Annotated in this window: 16 protein-coding genes and 1 riboswitch; of the genes, 5 read left to right on the forward strand and 11 right to left on the reverse strand. The window is 57.5% G+C overall.

All coding sequences use genetic code 11. From position 1 onward, the window contains the following. Positions 1 to 31 precede the first annotated feature (31 nt). The 8 genes from DA373_RS11680 to DA373_RS11720 all read right to left on the reverse strand — a co-directional run bounded on the left by DA373_RS11680 (position 32) and on the right by DA373_RS11720 (position 6,986). Positions 32 to 1,441, reverse strand: coding sequence for a type II and III secretion system protein family protein (locus tag DA373_RS11680; protein WP_107852492.1), 1,410 nt, complete (start codon positions 1,439 to 1,441; stop codon positions 32 to 34). 40 nt (positions 1,442 to 1,481) lie between these two features. Next, positions 1,482 to 2,273, reverse strand: a complete 792-nt coding sequence (cpaB, locus tag DA373_RS11685; protein ID WP_107852493.1) for a Flp pilus assembly protein CpaB — start codon at positions 2,271 to 2,273, stop codon at positions 1,482 to 1,484. 45 nt (positions 2,274 to 2,318) lie between these two features. Continuing rightward, positions 2,319 to 3,554 (reverse strand): AAA family ATPase, encoded by a 1,236-nt coding sequence (locus DA373_RS11690; protein WP_107852494.1) that lies wholly within the window; start codon positions 3,552 to 3,554, stop codon positions 2,319 to 2,321. A gap of 89 nt (positions 3,555 to 3,643) precedes the next feature. Next, entirely contained in the window at positions 3,644 to 4,162 is a 519-nt protein-coding gene (locus DA373_RS11695) for a prepilin peptidase (protein ID WP_107852495.1), read from the reverse strand. 61 nt (positions 4,163 to 4,223) lie between these two features. Continuing rightward, positions 4,224 to 4,424, reverse strand: coding sequence for a Flp family type IVb pilin (locus DA373_RS11700; RefSeq protein ID WP_107852496.1), 201 nt, complete (start codon positions 4,422 to 4,424; stop codon positions 4,224 to 4,226). Between the two features lie 330 nt (positions 4,425 to 4,754). Further along, positions 4,755 to 6,071: a L,D-transpeptidase family protein gene (locus DA373_RS11705; protein ID WP_107852497.1), complete on the reverse strand. Its 1,317-nt coding sequence runs from the start codon at positions 6,069 to 6,071 to the stop codon at positions 4,755 to 4,757. 227 nt (positions 6,072 to 6,298) lie between these two features. Next, positions 6,299 to 6,610, reverse strand: a complete 312-nt coding sequence (locus DA373_RS11715; protein WP_107852499.1) for a nucleotidyltransferase family protein — start codon at positions 6,608 to 6,610, stop codon at positions 6,299 to 6,301. Beyond that, positions 6,597 to 6,986 (reverse strand): nucleotidyltransferase substrate binding protein, encoded by a 390-nt coding sequence (locus DA373_RS11720; RefSeq protein ID WP_107852500.1) that lies wholly within the window; start codon positions 6,984 to 6,986, stop codon positions 6,597 to 6,599. The genes DA373_RS11715 and DA373_RS11720 overlap by 14 nt, the downstream gene beginning before the upstream one ends. A gap of 301 nt (positions 6,987 to 7,287) precedes the next feature. On the opposite strand from DA373_RS11720, the gene asnS reads away from it, so the two are divergent. Further along, a complete protein-coding gene (asnS, locus tag DA373_RS11725) occupies positions 7,288 to 8,688 on the forward strand; it encodes an asparagine--tRNA ligase (RefSeq protein ID WP_107852501.1) in 1,401 nt (466 codons plus the stop codon). Between the two features lie 88 nt (positions 8,689 to 8,776). On the opposite strand, the gene fadJ is transcribed toward asnS, so the two are convergent. Both fadJ and fadI read right to left on the reverse strand, forming a co-directional pair. Beyond that, complete coding sequence (gene fadJ / locus DA373_RS11730; protein ID WP_107852502.1) at positions 8,777 to 10,888, reverse strand: fatty acid oxidation complex subunit alpha FadJ; 2,112 nt, start codon at positions 10,886 to 10,888, stop codon at positions 8,777 to 8,779. Further along, positions 10,885 to 12,198, reverse strand: a complete 1,314-nt coding sequence (gene fadI / locus DA373_RS11735; protein ID WP_107852503.1) for an acetyl-CoA C-acyltransferase FadI — start codon at positions 12,196 to 12,198, stop codon at positions 10,885 to 10,887. Before fadI ends, fadJ begins: the two co-directional genes overlap by 4 nt. Positions 12,199 to 12,429: 231 nt before the next feature. On the opposite strand from fadI, the gene DA373_RS11740 reads away from it, so the two are divergent. From DA373_RS11740 to putP, 3 genes are all read left to right on the forward strand, one after another. Continuing rightward, positions 12,430 to 12,945 carry a sigma-70 family RNA polymerase sigma factor gene (locus tag DA373_RS11740; RefSeq protein ID WP_232821267.1) on the forward strand — a complete coding sequence of 172 codons (516 nt, stop codon included), beginning with the start codon at positions 12,430 to 12,432 and terminating at the stop codon, positions 12,943 to 12,945. Further along, positions 12,938 to 13,666 carry a DUF3379 domain-containing protein gene (locus DA373_RS11745; protein ID WP_107852505.1) on the forward strand — a complete coding sequence of 243 codons (729 nt, stop codon included), beginning with the start codon at positions 12,938 to 12,940 and terminating at the stop codon, positions 13,664 to 13,666. The genes DA373_RS11740 and DA373_RS11745 overlap by 8 nt, the downstream gene beginning before the upstream one ends. 225 nt (positions 13,667 to 13,891) lie before the next feature. Further along, the gene (putP, locus tag DA373_RS11750; protein WP_107852506.1) at positions 13,892 to 15,355 is read left to right on the forward strand and encodes a sodium/proline symporter PutP; all 1,464 of its coding nucleotides are present in this window, start codon (positions 13,892 to 13,894) and stop codon (positions 15,353 to 15,355) included. A 79-nt stretch (positions 15,356 to 15,434) separates the two neighbouring features. Here the strand turns inward: putP and DA373_RS11755 are convergent, their stop codons facing one another. Then, on the reverse strand, positions 15,435 to 17,012 hold the full coding sequence (locus DA373_RS11755) for a Na+/H+ antiporter NhaC family protein (protein ID WP_157953709.1): 1,578 nt from the start codon (positions 17,010 to 17,012) through the stop codon (positions 15,435 to 15,437). Between the two features lie 71 nt (positions 17,013 to 17,083). Beyond that, a riboswitch (Lysine riboswitch) is annotated at positions 17,084 to 17,256 on the reverse strand. Between the two features lie 363 nt (positions 17,257 to 17,619). Here DA373_RS11755 and DA373_RS11760 point away from each other — a divergent pair. Further along, entirely contained in the window at positions 17,620 to 18,030 is a 411-nt protein-coding gene (locus DA373_RS11760) for an H-NS family histone-like protein (protein ID WP_107852507.1), read from the forward strand. The last annotated feature ends 28 nt before the right edge of the window (positions 18,031 to 18,058 follow it).

An 18,058-nucleotide genomic window follows, 5' to 3' on the forward strand; every position in this document is an offset into this window, starting at 1 on the left:
GGTAACTCTCCTTGTTTGGCGACTTGTTCCACTAGAGCGACTGACCATAGGTTTGTTCCATGCCACCCTCGCTCATTGCCGGATTGGCGCCAGTGTTACCGCTCTGGCTTGAGCCAGAAACATCGCTGTCTGCGCGAGAACGTTCCGACATTCTGCCCAGCAGATAAAACTCGAGATCGTTGGGCTCAACAAAACCATCGGTGGGCAGGGTAACCTGCTGCTTATTAAAGGGCCTCACCAGGCGAGGCGTGACCATAATCACCAGCTCGGATTCCCCCTTGGCAAAGCTGCGGCTGGTAAAGAGGTTGCCAAGCACGGGAATATCACCGGCAAAGGGCAGCTGGCTTACCTGCTCCCGGCTGTTTTCGCTGAGCAGGCCGGCAATACTGATGGTCTGACCATCGCCCAGCTCCACCGTGGTGCCGGCGCTGCGCTTGCTGAGGGCGGTAATATCGCCAAACAGAGGTACGTTGGCCGAGTTGGCTACCACAGGCTCACTCACGGCAACATTGAGGTTAAGGTTGATTTTGCCGCTGCTCAGCACTACCGGCGTGAATTTAAGCCCCACACCAAACTCCTTGAATTCCACGGCAACACCATCCTCAGTCGGCACAGGTACCGGAAACTCTCCGCCGGAGAGAAACTCGGCGGACTGACCGCTGATGGCGGTAATGCGCGGCTCGGCCAGTACCCTGGCCAGACCGCGGGTTTTGGCCAGATCCAGCGCCACGTTAAATACGGTGTCGGCGCTGGCAAAGCTCCCAATCACGGTATTGCTACCAAAGGCGGCCAGCTGGCCCACGCTGTCACGCAGCAGGGAAAAACCCCAGTTGCCGGAGCTTTCCAGCAGTTCAAAGGCCGACTCCCAGCTGCGTGAAGTGTCCCGGGCCACCTCGGCCACGGTGACTTCCAGCATCACCTGCTGGCCACCACCCACGCTCATCATGTTCATGACTTCGGAGCGGGCTGTGCCCCCTTCGGCGGCCACCACGTAGCCCCGGGTCAGATCATAGGCGGCATTAAGACGATCAAGATTGGAGACTTCACCACTCACCACCAGCTGCCCCTGTGATGTGTGTACCTGAATGGGTTCGTTGGGCAGAAAACGGTAAAGCCGCTCTTTTAACCCCTGCAGATCATGGCTTACTTCAATGTCGTATACCTGCATAAGGTTGTCGTTCATGTCCCATACCATCAGATTGGTATGGCCGAGGGATTTGCCCACCAGATACAGTTCACGATCCTGCAACACCAGCACGTCGGCAATGGCAGGATTACCCACCGACACGCGGCTGGCGGGCCGGTCGAGCAAGAGTGAGCGGGATTTATGAATGGGCAGCTGCATTTCGTTGCCCGGTTCGTTCAGGCTGCCACCGGCCATAACGGGGCCGGTGGCCGCCAACAGGGTTAATCCTAAAACGCTTCCCAATAAGGCTTTCATAGCCACCTCCATGTGCACTAAAAGTAAGTTGTTTTAATTATCAGCTTTTTACCGGCACCTGTTGCTGGCTGGTACCCTTGATAAGATCAATGGTCGACGAACGCGGGCGGATCACGCGCGGTGCCGGTTCGGGGCTGGGCTCGGGCTGAGGTGCAGCCACGGCGGCCACCGTCTCGACTTGCGGATCCAGTTCATCATTGGGATTGCGCAGGGCAAGCTGAATGCGGCCATTGGAGCTGGCGTTCACCAGGCGTTCTGCCTGCTCGGGGTCGACTTCAAGGGTAACGGCGCGCACCAGCTTGGGCCGGTTTTCGTCGGTATGCTGAGTCTGATCCACCGCCAGCACCTTGAGGTTTTTCAGCACGGTGCGGGTCATGTCACCTTCGGTGAACAGAATATCGACCCGGTTGCCGGGAAGCAGGAAACCGGCCACACCGATCACATCGTTAACCCGTACGGTCACCGCCCTCATGCCGGGCTCAAGCAGCACGGAAAGGGTACTGCCCTCACCCACCGGCGCCAGCCGCTCGTTACGCAGCACATCTCCCCGGTAGAGATTGTTTTTGGCCACCATATTCTGGGCCTGCTCCAGACTGGTCAGAGCGCCGGGAGGCACCAGGCGGGAGTCTATGTCTTTTAACTGAACATGAATGGGTTCAATGGGAGCGCCAGGCACCAGATCGACCGCCGCCACCACTACCTGGGTGGTTTCGCCCTGGGCCTTAGCCTGGGCGGCCTGACTTTGCTGATTAAGCCAGTTATTGGCCATGTAGGCGGCCGCCACGCCGAAAACAACAGACAGTACAAACAGCAGCAGAGTACGTGTTTTCATAACCGAATCCTTGGTTTAATCGTTTATTCCACAAAAGGAGTATAGTCAGTGAACGCAGTACATGTTCCAGGCTTTGGCAATAATTTCCTTGTTGAGCGGCATGCCGGCCTGACCGTTAAAGTGCATAATGTCCCGGGCAATGCCCAGAATATCCCTTGGGTAGCAGGCGATCAGGGGTTTATCACTGCCTTTGTGCAGGCTGTCTACCATAAAGCGAAACAACAGCTCGTTAGCAGAAAGCTGGTATTTTTCCAGGTTCATATTCCAGACCTGCCGGTACAATTCTTCCGGCATTTCCCGCAAATGCAGCTTGTAACCCAGGCGGCGCAAAAAGGCCTCATCGGCAATGGACTCCGGATCCAGGTTGGTGGAAAACACCAGTATCTGTTCAAAGGGAATATCAAAGTGCAGACCATTGGACAAGGAGAGAAAATCCCGTTTTTCTTCCATGGGCACTATCCAGCGGTTAAACAGCTCGTCGGCGGAAAAGCCCTGCCGGCCCAGATCATCAATCAGAAAAACGCCGTTATTGGCCTTCATTTGCAACGGGGCACTGTACTGGCGGGATTGCCTGTCAAAGTGTACTTCCAGCATATTTAGCTTAAGCTCGCCCCCCACCATCACCAGTGGCCGCTGGCAGGCGATATAACGGGCATCTCTTTCCGGATCGTGATTATCTGTCCGCCAGTGATAAAGGGGGTCAAATACCGGAATAATGGTGTTCTGCACCGCAATGGCGTGAGGCACATAAATATGCTCATCAAACACCCGGTTAAAGCGATGGCACAAAAAGCTTTTACCTGTGCCCGCATGACCGTAAATCAGCAGGGGCCGGCGCGAGTTCAGCGCCGGCCCCAGGGCATTCACCAGTTCAGAACTTATCACCATATCGGAGAGAGCAGCTTCAAGTTGCTCCCGGCCAATACTGCGTTCTCCCAGAGACTGGGCCAGCACCAGCCGATTGTAATCGGCAAGGGGAATGGGCGCCGGGCCTATGTAGCCGTCCCGCTCATTCAGCACCTGAGCTTCGTATTGCCCTTTTTGGGTGAGCGCAAAGCGAATAGGTTCATCCATGCGGCCCGATGCACGCACTTCAACCAGTTGCAGGGTTTTCAGCTCCTGCAGCAGGGGCTCGACAATGCTGCCCCGCAGGCACAGACGCTCGGCCAGCACGGGCAAAGACAGCGACGCCTCTTCCTGCAGGTGCCGCAGGCAAAGGCGAAACAGCAACTCTTTGGAAAGACCGGTGTCGGCCAAGGTTTTGGGTTTGGGCAGGAACATCCGTGTTACCTCCTTCCTGATTGAGCTGTAAGCTATAAGCTGTCAGCTGTAAGTTAAAAACCTGTCGCCTGATAGCTGATAGCTGATAGTCAGGATATCAGGGTAAATAACTGATATTTATTGAGTATCACCGCCAGGGCCGCACCCAGAGCCAGGGCCGGGCCGTAGGGGACTTTCAGGCCGGCCATTTCATTGTCTGCCGGCGCCAGATAACGGCGGGAGCCGAATATCAATCCGTAACGGGTAAAGGTGGCTTTAAAGCCCTGCCAGCCCACCTTTTTCCAGGCCAGGATCAGCACCAAGGGCAGACCCATCATCAGGCCGTAAAGCAAAGATTCAAGAAATATCTGCCAGCCGGTAAAGGTAGCAATGGCCATGCCCAATTTGACATCACCGCCGGCAAAAAAACGCAGCATAAAAAACGGAAACAGGAGCAAAAAGGAAAATACCAACCCGGATAGGGGAAATACGGTTCCTTCGCCAAAAGTAGCATGAAAGATAATTCCTGACGGAATAAATGGTAGAGTAATAAAATTAGGTATCTTGTGCGTCCTGAGGTCCGTCCAGGTGGCACAAACCAGCAATGCAAATAATGGTAGCTGTTCCATAGCTCCACCATTCTATTATGCACAGGGTGGAATCACCCTGTGCAATATATTGAAAATAAAATCACTTGCAATTCGTAGTGGTAGTAGCACCACTGGCTACTGTTGTACACAAATCATTTACCCTGTTTGTAACCGAAGTACCCAAATTAGAAAATGCACCAACTACAGCAGCTGCAACAAGAGCACCCGCAACCGCATACTCTACGGTAGTCAGACCTTCTTCATCATTTACCAGACGCAACAGTTCTTTTGCAATCAACATAAGAAAACCCTCTTTCCTTGCTTGTGTTTTCAGTTCCCTGTTTTACAGAAAACCTTCCTGGTTAAAACATTTACCTTTTCATCCCGGCACCGCCTGTGCCTGTGTTTATCATATAGTCTCGCGGCCTCCCTTCAGCTCGATTATATGTTCCGGTACTTTTTCTTCTCTTCAGTGCCGGACCTCTTAAGCATTGCGCTTGTTATTATTTATAGCTCAGTCTGCGGGGCCGCAAGGGAATTTATTGATGCAAGTTTCCGAAAGAACATCGCCAATTTCAGGAGTATTGTTCAGGTTTTTCATTTGGTTCCCTTTTTGGGTTCCATATAAATCTCACCATACTTCATTTGCGGCGCGGTTTTTACCATAAATATCCCCGGCAAACACCAGGCTGCCGCCCTCGCTCCAGGCGGTGAAATACACCATGTAAACCGGCAACCGCTCGGGCGGTGGCAGCACTTGAGTGCGTTCGTGCCCGGGCACTTGCCAGCCCAGCCCTCGCGCCAGCGCGGCGGGATCGGCCAGGCGCACACAGCCGTGGCTGAGCGCCCGCTGGTCGCGGCCGAACAGGGATTTATCGGGGGTGTCGTGCAGATACACGCTGTGGCGGTTACGCATTTCAAACTTGAGCCGCCCAAGGGCATTGGTGGGCCCGGGCTGCTGCACCAGGCGCAGGCCGGGGGGCGGGCTGTGCCAGTTGATGCTGGACGGCGGCACCGGCTCAATCTGGCCGGGCAGCCAGGCGCTGAAACCGTTACGGTCCAGGTAACCGCCGTCCTTGCGCTGGGCCGGCAGCAGATCTTCCCGCACTATATTGGCGGTGGGGGTCCAGTCCGGATTGACCTTGAGGGCATCAATATGAGTGGCCAGCTCGGGGGTGGGCCAGTCGGGCCGGCCTACTATCACTTTCATGGCAAGCTGTGGCCGCCCTTCGCGCACCAGGGTCAGGCGGTAGGAAGGAATGTTGATCAGCACATAGTCACTGGTGGCCGGCGGCAGCCGCAGCCAGCGGCGCAGATTGGCCTTGATCTCGGCCCTAAGCTCACCGGGCGATCGGTTCAGCAGGGTCCGGGTCGTCTGGTTCAGTCTGCCGGTTACATTCAAACCGCCGGCCCGTTGCAGGTCGGCCAGCGTCTCGCTTAACTGCGGGTCCAGCACATCGGCCCGACCCACGGGTGCAGGCACTTGCCGGCCCAGCTCGGCCAGCCGCCGGCGCAGGGCGGGAATGGCCGCATCCCGCTCGCCGGGGCGAATCTCGGGCCCCGGCGGCAGGGTCGTATAATCCGTGATCTCTGCCAGACGCCGATAATGACGATACAGCTCCCGATAACCGTTATAGTCGGGGGCCTGCCCGGCCATATAGGCCGCCAGGTTTTGCTGCTTAATGGCCCGCTCAAAGCCTGCGGTGCGCCAGTGCGCCGGCAGGGCGTACTGGGCAAAGCGTTCTCTTTCCTGCAGCACCCTGCGCCATTCCCGGGTGAGCCAGGCATCCCGCTCGTAGGAGCTCATCGCCGCCAGGGCGCGCTCATCGGGCAACAACAGCCGTTGCAGGTGCTGACCCGCCTCGTTCAGTTCGCTGCCGGTGTGCCATAACAACTGTGCCCACGCCTGCCCGCTCAGTAGCACCAGCAACAGTAATAACACTCGCATCTTGCTCCCTCCCTGGGCTTATACCTTGAACAAGTATGGCCAAAAGCCGCGGGAGTGGTCTGGTTTCGTTTGCAAACAGTGTCTCAAGACCTGCTGCGCAGGCTGCTGCATCGGGGCCGGAGTGCAACTGCCTTTGCCGCTGCGCGGCAAAATGCGGGCAGGCTGCCCGCGCTCCAACAACCACCATGTGCTGTATTCCGTGGCGCGCAGGCGGTACTCAAGATCCATTATTTCAGCTCAAGAGGGATCAGGTCGGGAAGAATGGCCTGTCTGAACTCTTCACTGATGGTTCGCAAGTCAACGATGTCCACCATAAAGGGCAGGTCAGACTCACCCAGTGTGGACTTGAGGCGAAACAACAGCTCGGGCGGCAAGGGATGGCAAGGATGTTCCAGCGCCAGGTCGAGGTCGGAATAAGGGCGGGCCTGGTGTTTTGCCCGGGAGCCAAACACATAGGCACGTACCCCCTCCTGCACCGGCAGTGTTTGTTTGAGGCAGTCGAGCAACAGGCTCATGGCGGCGGCATCAATCTGTGGCATTGCGCTTCTCCAGCTCGGTCAGCAGAGCCATGGCATCGTCATAAAAAGCGATCGCAACCTGATACACCTGTTCCGCTACCGCTTCATCATAGGTATGGGAAGTAATGTTACGGGCATGATGATAATCAAACCAGGGCAAGGGGCTTGCAATAAGCTGTTTATCGGCGGCAAGGCGGAACAGATCCTTGCGGCTCAGAGGAGCCAGGGTTTCGGCCCCCACATCCTCGGCCAGATATCGACGCAACAACTTCCATGCCAGCTCATAGCTGTATTCAAAGCGCTGAATAACGGCATCGCGGATAAACTCGTCCTTGGGCTGGCATAATGCCAGATGCAGGGTTGCCAGCGCTTTTTGCAGTGGACCAAGCAAAATCATGCTGTTCTCCTGAAAATTTTTCGCCAGTGTAATACAGCCAGAGAGCAATCCCAACCCGCCGGTGAAGCAGACTATTCGGGTTGATAAAAGCAAACAGCGGCAGGGTCTCAGCAGCAGAAAAAAGAGTCCAGCCCCCCGTTCAGGGCCGCAAGCCCGGCGCCAAGCCGGCCTTTGCACTGCTTTGCCACGACCCTCCCCATCTTTTGCTTGAGTCCTGACCCCACACGGGTAACATTACCCCCCTTATGTATTAGTGTATCGGCCCGGGGCCGGTTTAGTTCAAAGCTGGAGAGCGATTTACATGACCCACGCATCCGTAACTGATGTGCTGGCAGGCAAATATGCCGTTGGCACCCCCCTTACCGTTAAGGGGTGGATTCGCACTCGCCGTGACTCCAAGGCGGGAATTTCGTTTTTGGCCATTCACGATGGCAGCTGCTTCAATCCGGTGCAGGCTGTGGTGCCCAATAACGTGGCGAATTATCAGTCTGAAGTGGTGCGCCTGACCACCGGCTGCTCGGTGGAAGTGACCGGCACCGTGGCCGAGTCTCAGGGCCAGGGCCAGGACTTTGAGCTGCAGGCCACCGAGGTGAAGGTAGTGGGCTGGGTGGATGACCCGGATACCTACCCCATGGCCGCCAAGCGCCACTCCATTGAATATCTGCGGGAATACGCCCACCTGCGCCCGCGCACCAACCTGATCGGCGCCGTGGCCCGGGTGCGCAACTGCCTGTCTCAGGCGCTGCACCGCTTCTTTCATGAAAACGGCTATATGTGGGTGGCCACGCCCATTGTGACCGCCTCCGACTGTGAAGGCGCCGGTGAAATGTTCCGGGTGTCCACCCTGGATCTGCAGAACCTGCCGCGCACCGACAAGAATGATATCGACTTTGGCGAAGACTTCTTTGGCAAGGAAGCGTTCCTCACCGTATCCGGTCAGCTCAATGCCGAAACCTACGCCTGCGCCCTGAGCAAGGTCTATACCTTTGGCCCCACTTTCCGCGCCGAAAACTCCAACACCAGCCGCCACCTGGCGGAGTTCTGGATGGTGGAGCCGGAGCTGGCCTTTGCCGATCTGGATGACGCCGCCAAGCTGGCCGAAGACATGCTGAAGTATGTGTTCAAGGCCGTGCTGGAAGAGCGCATGGACGACATGAGCTTCTTTGCCCAGCGCGTGGACAAGGACGCCATTACCCGTCTGCAGCAGTTTGTGGAAAAGGACTTTGCCCAGGTGGACTACACAGATGCGGTGGAGATCCTTAAAAAATCCGGCAAAAAGTTCGAGTTCCCGGTGGAATGGGGCGTGGATCTGTCCTCCGAGCACGAGCGCTACCTGGCCGAAGAACACTTCAAGGCGCCGGTGGTGGTGAAGAACTACCCGAAGGACATCAAGGCCTTCTACATGAAGCTCAACCCCGACGGCAAAACCGTGGCGGCCATGGACGTGCTGGCCCCGGGCATTGGCGAGATCATCGGTGGCTCCCAGCGGGAAGAAGTGCTGGAAGTGCTGGACGCCCGTCTGGAAGAAATGGGCCTGAACGTGGAAGACTACGGCTGGTACCGGGATCTGCGCCGCTACGGCACCGTGCCTCACGCCGGCTTTGGTCTGGGCTTTGAGCGTCTGGTGGCCTATGTCACCGGCATGGGCAACGTGCGTGACGTTATCCCCTTCCCCCGCACCCCGCGTAACGCCGATTTCTGATTATTCACTACAAATAAACGCAAAAAGCTCCGGTATCGGGGCTTTTTTGTTGTAGATTGGTTGGGCGAGTCCCAACCTTTTCCGGTATTCAATAATAACTCTGTCCCTGCTCTGCCATGTCCTTGAGCGACTGGCAGGGTTTGAAGCGTTCACCGTATTTGCGGGCATATTCTTCCATTTTCGCGACAATGTTCTCTATGCCCTGCTGGTGCATATAGTGGAACGGGCCGCCGGTGAAGGCCGGATAGCCGATGCCGAATACGGCGCCAATGTCGCCGTCCCGGCTTGAGGCCACCACCCCTTCACTCAGAGCCAATGCCGCTTCGTTCAGCATCGGCAGCACACAGCGCTCGGCCATGTCCTGAGCCGGCAGCCTTGCCTGAGGCGTGATGTTCAGCAGCCGGTAGATGGCCGGATCGGCGGGTTTGCCCTTTTTGTCAAAGACGTAAAAGCCCCGGCCGTTTTTCTTGCCAAGGCGTTTGTCGTCCAGCAGCTTGCTCAGGGCCGGCGGCGCCTTAAAGCGGCTGCCCAGCTCGGCTTCAAGCACGGGGGCGATGTTGGCGGCCACGTCGATGCCCACTTCATCCAGCAGGGTCAGGGGCCCCACCGGAAAGCCATAGTCCACCAGGGCGTGGTCAATAGACTCGACGGGCTCGCCGTCCAGCAGCAGCCGGACGGCCTCATTGACATAGGGCGCCAGAATGCGGTTAACGTAAAAACCGGCGCTGTCTTTCACCACTATGGGGGTTTTGCCCTGAGCCCGGGCCAGTTTCAGTGCCGTGGCCACTGTGGCCGGGCTGGTGCCGGCATGGGGAATGATCTCGGCCAGGGGCATTTTTTCCACCGGGCTGAAATAATGCAGCCCCACCACCCGCTCCGGGTGAGCGGCCCCTTCGGCAATCCGGTGAATGGGCAGCGACGAGGTATTGCTGGCAAAAATGGTGTGCTCCGGGCAACGGGCCTGCACCTCTTGCACCATTTGTCGCTTTACCTTCAGATCTTCAAATACCGCCTCCAGTACCACGTCCACCCGCTCAAAGCCGCTGTAATCCAGGGTGCCGGTCAGCAAAGACAGCTGGCGGTTCATTTCGGGCTGACGAAGGTGCTTTTTCTCGACCTTGCTGCTCAGCAGCCGGTGGGCGGTGGCCATGGCCTGATTGATGCCCTTGTTCTCTATGTCCTTGATGCGCACCGGCAGGCCGGCTTTGGTGGCGGTAACAAAGGCGATGCCGCCGCCCATCAGGCCACCGCCCAGCACGCCGGCCCGGCTCAGGGGGCCCGGCCCCGCGCCCTGATAATCCGTTTCCTTTTTCATCTCTGTGGTGGCAAAAAACAGCCGGCGCAAGGCTGCCGACTCCGGGGTCGTCACCAGCTCGCCAAAGGCGGCGGCCTCGGCTTCAAAGCCGGCCTGTTTGCCCTGCTCATAACCGGTGCGCACTACCTCCAGCAGTTTTTCCGGTGCCGGGTAGTTGCCCCGGGTTTTGCCACGCAGGCGGCTCAGCGCCTGATCGAACACCAGTTTGCGCCCCAGCGGGTTGCCTTCCAGCACAAGGGATTTTAAATCCCTTGTGCTGGTGCCGGCGGGTTTGCCTTTTTTGGCCATGGCAATGGCGGTGTCCAGCAATATGCTTTCGGGCACCATGTCGTGCACCAGGCCGGCTTTCAGTGCCTGTTTCGGTCTCAGCTGCTTGCCGGTGAGCATCATGTCGAGGGCCTTCATCAGGCCCACTCGCCGAGGCAGGCGCTGGGTGCCGCCGGAGCCGGGAATCAGCCCCAGCTGCACCTCGGGCAACCCCAGGCGGGTAATGTCGTCATCGCTGCATACCCGGCCATGGCAGGCCAGCGCCAGCTCCAGTCCGCCCCCCAGACAGGGACCGTGAATGGCGGCCACAAGGGGCAGTTCGAGGCTCTCCAGCTCGCCAAACAGCGCCTGCCCCGACCGGGCCAGTGCTTCGGCCTGTCCGGCGCTCTGGCAGTCATCCAGCATATGCACATCGGCCCCGGCAATAAAGGAGCCGGGCTTGCCGGATCGCAGCACCAGGCCTTTTATAGCGGTGTTCCGGCGAATATCCGCCAGCAGCGTGCGAAGTTCACCGGCAAAGCTGGCCCGCAGGGTGTTCATGCGCTCGCCGGGCACATCCATGGTGATAATGCCAATGCCGTCGTTCACGCTCAGGGTAAAGGTGGTTGGTTCGCTCATTGGGCTGCCTCCAGTACCATGGCCACGCCCAGGCCACCGGCGGCACAGGCGGTGGCAAGGGCCAGACCGCCGCCCCGGCGGTTCAGCTCGTTCAGGGTTTGGGTAATGATGCGCGCACCGGTGGCGGCAAAGGGATGGCCATAGGCAAGCGACCCGCCCAGCACGTTGAATTTGTTGATGTCGACGCTGCCAATGGCCTCATTCAGCCCCAGCTCGTTTTCGGCAAAAGTGCGGCTTTCAAAGCACGTGAGGTTGGCCAGGGTCTGGGCCGCAAAGGCTTCGTGCATGTCGATCAGATCCATATCGGCCAGGCTGCACCCGGCCTGAGCAAGTGCGCGCGGGGTGGCGTAGCTCGGCCCCAGCAGCATGTCACTCTGCACGCCAATGGCGGCATAGGCATGGCTGCGCAAATACCCCAGGGGCCGGAGCCCCAGCGTTTTTGCCCGGCTTTCGGTCATCATCAGCACGGCGGCGGCGCCGTCGGTGAGTGCCGTGCTGTTGCCGGCGGTCACGCTGCCGTGGCGCTTGTCAAAGGCAGGCTTGAGCCGCTGGTAGTCACTCAGCGCTGACTCGGGCCGCAGGGTGTTGTCCCGTTCAAGGGGCGCCTTGAAGGGCGGCACAAAGGCGGTCATCACCTCACCGTTCAGCCAGCCCTGCTCCCAGGCCGCAGCGGCCAGCCGATGGGAGCGCAGGGCAAATTCATCCTGCTCCCGGCGGGAGATGCCGTGGCTCTTGGCCATTTGCTCGGCGGTCTGGCCCATGGTCAGCCCGGTGGAATATTCCGCAATGGCCGGCGGCACCGGCATCAGGTCGTTCAGTTCAAGCCGGCGCAAAATGGCCAGCTTCTGCTTAAGGTTTCTGGCCTTGTTCAGCGCCAGCAGGGCCCCGGCAAGCCGCCGGGAAACACCGATAGGCAGCACAGACGACGAGTCGGCGCCGCCGGCAATACCGATGTCCACCCGGCCGGCCAGCATGGACTCGGCCAGGCTGGATACCGCCTGAAAGCTGGTGGCGCAGGCGCGGGTCACGCTGTAGGCATCGGTTCTTGCCGGCAGCTCGGTGCCAAGCACAATTTCCCGGGCAATGTTGGGCGCACTGGGCATCTGAATCACCTGGCCGAACACCAGCTGTTCAATATCGCTGGCGGGCACCGGCGCCCGGGCCAGCAATCCGGCCACCAGCATGCGCCCCAGATCCAGCGCGGGCATGTCTTTAAAAACGGTAGCCTGACGGGCAAAGGGCGTTCGCAGCCCGGTCACAATGGCAATGCGATCGCCATTGGGAGTAACAAGGGGGGAAGTCGACGACATGAAGGCTCCTTGCCATATCAAGGGGTCTGACCTGATTGCATAGTAGCAACGGCAAAACCGGTTTCAAACAGGCTCGTTACTTTTTGTCTGCGTTGACGCAAGGCGTTGGCACAAGGCTGTCGCACCGGGCTGCAACTGTGGTTAGACTGAATAACAGGAGCACTCCCGGGGAAAGTGATGATTTCCATATTCAGACGAAAGCAACAACGGCAGCACTCGGTCTCTAAAGACATGATGATAAAACAAAAGCGTTACGAGGCTTTAGTGTATGCCCTGCATGGCGATTTGTTCCGCTATGCATTCTGGCTGTGCCATGACCGGCAGGTGGCTGAAGACCTGGTGCAGGAGACATTTCTGCGGGCTTGGAAAGCGCTCGACAGCCTGAAAGAAGAAAAAGCCGCCAAGGCCTGGCTTATTACCATTTTGCGCCGGGAAAATGCCCGTCGGTTTGAACGCAAGCAGTTCGATCTGGTGGACATTGAAACCACATCGGTGCCGGATCGCAAATCGCCGGGCCTGGAGCAGGACATGGAAAATGAATGGCTGCGCCGGCACATTGCCGAGCTGGCCCCCGAATATCGAGAGCCGCTGTTGCTGCAGGTAATTGGCGGCTTCAGTGGAGAGGAAATTGCCGGAATATTGGACTTGAACAAAAACACCGTAATGACCCGCCTTTTTCGCGCCCGCAACCAGCTGAAAGAGGCCATGGAGCAAGACAAAACAGCAAGAGGTCGTAACAATGGATGATCTGGAATTCCGCCGCCGGGCCTACGCGGATCCTGATGACAAAAGCCCCGACTTTTTAGCCGCCTCTGCCATCAACCCCGGCAATCGTCAGTTTCTGGACGAGATGAAGGCGTTTAACCGCAAGCTTAACCGGGCGCTTGAAGAGCCGGTTCCTGCGGCCCTGCCCGACAAGCTGATGCTGTCTCATTTGTTGCGCCAGCCCGACAACCGGGAGCTTTCCGGCTGGCGGAGTCTGGCCGTGGCCGCTTCGGTGGCGTTTGCCCTGGGGTTCGCCACCCGCTTTGTTACCTTCTCTCCCCAGGCCGTGGCCGAGCCCCCGCCGGTGGGCCAGGTGGCCATGAATCATGTGCTGCGGGAAATGCCTTTTACCCATTATGTGGACGAAGCCGTGACCCTGGAAACGGTTAACGCCAAGCTGCGCCCCTATGGCACCCGGCTGCAGGATATGGCGGATATCGGCCGGGTGTATTATGTCAATCACTGCATGTTTGCCGGTGGCCCTGCCGCCCATCTGGTGATCCAGGGCAAACGCAACAGAGTTCATGTGTTTCTGGTGCCCATGGAGCGGGCCCTGCAGCTGCAAAACCGCTTTGCCGAAGCCAACCTGCACGGTGAGGTTATGCCCATGAGCTATAACCGGCTGGTGGTGGTCAGCGACCGCAGCGAAGACATTCATCATGTGGCAGAAAAGGTAAAGGCTTCGCTGGAAAAAGCCATTTAAACCCCACGTCCCGGTAAACTTGGACCCGCATCAAACCGTCACTCCGGCGAAAGCCGGAGTGACGGTTTTTTGCTGTTGCCTGCTGCCAGTTGACCCTCACATTTTTCAATGCTCGCTCCGTTCGACGCCATACTACTATAAGAGTTGTATCCACTTTTGGTGTAACATTTGAGCCCTTGCTCACACGGAAGCCACTGATGCTGTTTGCAACAACAGGAATGCATTATGACCATTGAACTCCCTATTTTAATTACCTTTGTCGGCTATCTGGTGCTGACCATGCTGATCGGCGTGATCGCCTATAAAGCCACCAGCTCGCTGAGCGATTATATTCTGGGCGGGCGCCGCCTGGGGCCTGGCGTGGCCGCGCTCAGTGTGGGCGCTTCAGACATGAGCGGCTGGCTGCTGCTGGGCCTGCCCGGCGCTGTGTATCTTTATGGTCTGAACCAGGCCTGGATTGGTATTGGTCTGGTCATTGGTGCCTGGCTTAACTGGCTGTTTGTGGCCAAGCGTCTGCGGGTGTATACCGAGCAGGCCAACGACTCCCTTACCCTGCCCGACTTTCTTGAAAACCGGCTGAACGATCACAGCGGTCTTATTCGCGTGATCTCGGCACTGACCATTTTGATCTTTTTTGTGTTTTACACCTCTTCCGGCCTGGTGGGCGGCGCCATTTTGTTTGAAAAGGTCTTTGGTCTGCCCTACCTCACCGCGCTGCTGGTGGGGGGTGCCGTTATTGTGGCCTACACCTTTATGGGCGGTTTTCTGGCGGTGTCCTGGACCGACTTTTTCCAGGGCATTCTGATGCTGCTTGCCTTGATCATCATGCCCTGGGCGGTGATGAACGAGCTGGGCGGCATGGAGCAGACCATGGCCACTCTGGATGGCATGGGTGATCACAAGCTGGATCTGTTCCATGAGTTCTCGCTGCTGAGCGGCCTCAGCCTGATGGCGTGGGGACTGGGTTATTTTGGTCAGCCGCATATTCTGGCGCGCTTTATGGCCATTGACTCGCCCCGCTCGGTGCCGCTGTCCCGCCGCATTGCCATGAGCTGGATGATTTTGTCCCTGATTGGTGCTCTGGGCGTGGGTCTGTCCGGCGCCGTGTATTTTACCGATGCGCCCCTGGAAAACCCGGAAACCGTGTTCCTGGCGCTGGCCAATGCGGTGTTCAACCCCTGGGTCGCCGGCTTTCTGATTGCCGCCATTATGTCCGCCATCATGAGTACCATCGACTCCCAGTTGCTGGTGTGCTCTTCTGCCATTACCGAAGACTTCTACAAGCGCTGGCTGCGCCCTCATGCCAGCGAGTATGAGCTGGTCTGGGTTGGCCGTATCGCGGTGCTGGCGGTGGCCATTCTGGCCCTGGTTATTGCCACCGACCGGGAAGCCACCGTGCTGGAGCTGGTCAGTTATGCCTGGGCCGGCTTCGGCGCCGCCTTTGGCCCGGTCATTATTCTGTCGGTATTCTGGTCTCGCCTCACCCGTAACGGCGCCCTGGCCGGTATTATTCTGGGAGCACTGACCGTGATCGGCTGGAAACAACTGGAAGGCGGCCTGTTCGATCTCTATGAAATCGTGCCCGGCTTTATTATCTGTGGTCTGGCCTGCATTGTGATCAGCCGCATGGACAAGGAGCCCTCCAAGGCCGTTATTCTCGGCTTCCGGCGCATGGAGTCTGACCTTTAACAGTGGTTGTTGCAAATAAAAACAATAAAAGCGCCATTTGGCGCTTTTATTATTTGAATGGCAGCAATGAGAAGCGCCGTTATACCGTACGTGGCTCGGTACCCTTGCTTCTGGCCGCGAGCGACCAGAAGCCCAGCACCAGTACAAAGGCAACGGCAGACGCCACAAAGCCCGCCAGCAGGCTGGCCGTTATGCCCAGCGCCAGAAAACCGGCAATGCTCACCACGGCCATCGACAGGGCATAAGGCAGCTGAGTCATCACATGGTCAATATGATGGCAGGAAGCCCCGGTGGAAGAGAGAATGGTGGTGTCGGAGATGGGCGAGCAGTGATCACCAAACACGGCACCGGCCATCACCGCCGCCATGCCGGGCAGCAGCATCTGGGCGTCGATGGCCATGGTCATGTCGGCGGCGATGGGCAGCATCACGCCAAAGGTGCCCCAGCTGGTGCCGGTGGCAAAGGCCATGATCCCCGCCAGCACAAACAGAATGGCCGGCAGCAGATAAATCGGCAGATTTTGCTGTACCAGTGACGCCAGGTATTTGCCGGTTTGCAGCTCACTGATAAGACCGGCGATGGTCCAGGCAAACAACAGAATGTAAATGGCCGGCAGCATGCCCTTGAGGCCCACCTTGAGGGTATGCCCCCAGTCTTTGGCAGAGGTGCGCTCACGCACCAGCGCCACGCCGCAAATCAGCAATCCGGCCACGCCACCGGCCACCAGAGAACGGCCAACATTGGTGTTTTCCAGCGCACCCAGCAAACTGAAGGCCTGCTTCGCCTCGCTCAACGCCTGGGCCCCGGTCCACAGCAGACCGGCCACGGTTACCAGCGTCAGGCCGCCAATGGCCAACAGCAAATCCGATACCCGGCCACCGGAGACTTCATGGTCATGGACTCCCGGCGGGGCCCCCTTGCCCTGATCAAACAGCTCACCCTGCAATGCCCGGGCCTCATGCCGTTTCATCGGGCCCAGATCCCATTTTCCGCGGATCACCAGGATCACCATGAGCAGGGTGAAAATCGCATAAAAGTTCATGGCCCCCATGGTCATAAAGGCCGCCAGCGGGCTTTGTCCGGTCAGGCCATAGCCGGCAAGAATGCCGCCGATAAGGGCAATAATATAAGCGCCCCAGGATGAGACCGGCATCAATACGCAAATGGGTGCGGCGGTAGAATCCAGCAAATAGGCCAGCTTGGCCCGGGAGATAGCAAAGCGATCGGTCACCGGGCGACAGATGGTGCCGACGGAAAGGCTGTGAAAGTAATCATCGATAAAGAAGACAAACACCAGCAGGCCGGTCATGGCCTTGGCCTGACGACGACTTTTAATGTGTTTTTGAGCCCATTCGGCAAAGGCGTGAGTGGCCCCGGCCCGGCTCAGCATGCTGATAATGCAGCCCAGCAATAACAAAAACAGCAGAATATTTACATTCCACTCATTCAGCGCCCCATCGCTCCAGAACAGGGAGAAGACCTTGTCTGCCACATGGGAAAAGGAGGATACGGGACTGAATTGCTGTATCAGCAGGGCGGCCAGCAAAATGCCGATACCCAGAGACAACAACACACGACGGGTAACAATGGCCAGCAGAATGGCCATGAGGGGTGGCAACACAGACCACACAGTTTGAATAAACGGATGAGCTTCCACAGCGGCACCTGAATCTTGAGTAACAAAAAACCACCAGGAGCAGGAAACCGACACAGTCTTATCCTTTCTTTCCCAGCAGTAGCGCATCACGATAATCATCGTGACAGTATCAGCCCTTTAGGTACTGATCCCAGCAGCGGCTTCTTGATGAAAGCCGCCACTTCGGCAACGCCTCCTTTTGGCCGGGGTCAATGGCATCACCCTGTTCCGGCCTACTGATAAGCGCTGCGCCTCTACGCAGGTAAGTTGGCGGATTTTACTGCTCCAGAAGCAAAAATCAACACATTAAGCTGTCATGTTACCGAATTGTTAGCACAGAACGTATTATTTTCTCACCCGATGGGAAACTGCGGTTTACTGGCCAATTTCTGCAGAAGAAAGATCTGCCATGAGCGGCTTTTACGCACTCCGGCAGCACTCATTTAATATGACTCTCAAGCGAAGAATATGGTTGCAAAATGCAACAAATATTCATTTTGGTTTTAAAGGATCGGCTTCATTATTGATTGAGATGAATAGCCGTGAAATGAATTTACTTGCAACAATTCAGTTCTGACTGTAAATTTAAACCAATAAAACGATTACAAAGAAACTACAGGTGAACGAGATGACCGATTTTCTGAAAACCCTGCTCAATATTCGCAGCCTGCGTGCCGCTGCCCGTGAGCTGACCATGGAGCAACTGGAAGAAGCGCTGAGCAAACTGAGCATGGTAGTGGAAGAGCGCCGCGAAGCCGAAGCCGAAGAACGAGCCAAGGCTGAAGAGAAAGAACGCAAACTCAAGGAATATGCCGAAATGCTGGCCGCAGACGGTATTGATCTGAGTGATCTGATGGAAGTGGTTGAGCCGGCATCCAAAAAGGCCTCTGCGCCGCGTACCAAGCGTCCGCCCAAATATGCCTACACCGACGAAAATGGCGAATACAAAACCTGGACCGGTCAGGGTCGCCAGCCTGCCGTGATCAAAAAAGCCATTGAAAATGGCGGCACACTCGAGCAATTTCTAATCAACCAGTAATCATTACCGGTTGTAAAAACGGGGCCTC

Origin of the sequence: Oceanimonas marisflavi (genome assembly GCF_003049725.1) — a bacterium.
GTDB classification, from domain to species: Bacteria; Pseudomonadota; Gammaproteobacteria; order Enterobacterales; family Aeromonadaceae; genus Oceanimonas; species Oceanimonas marisflavi.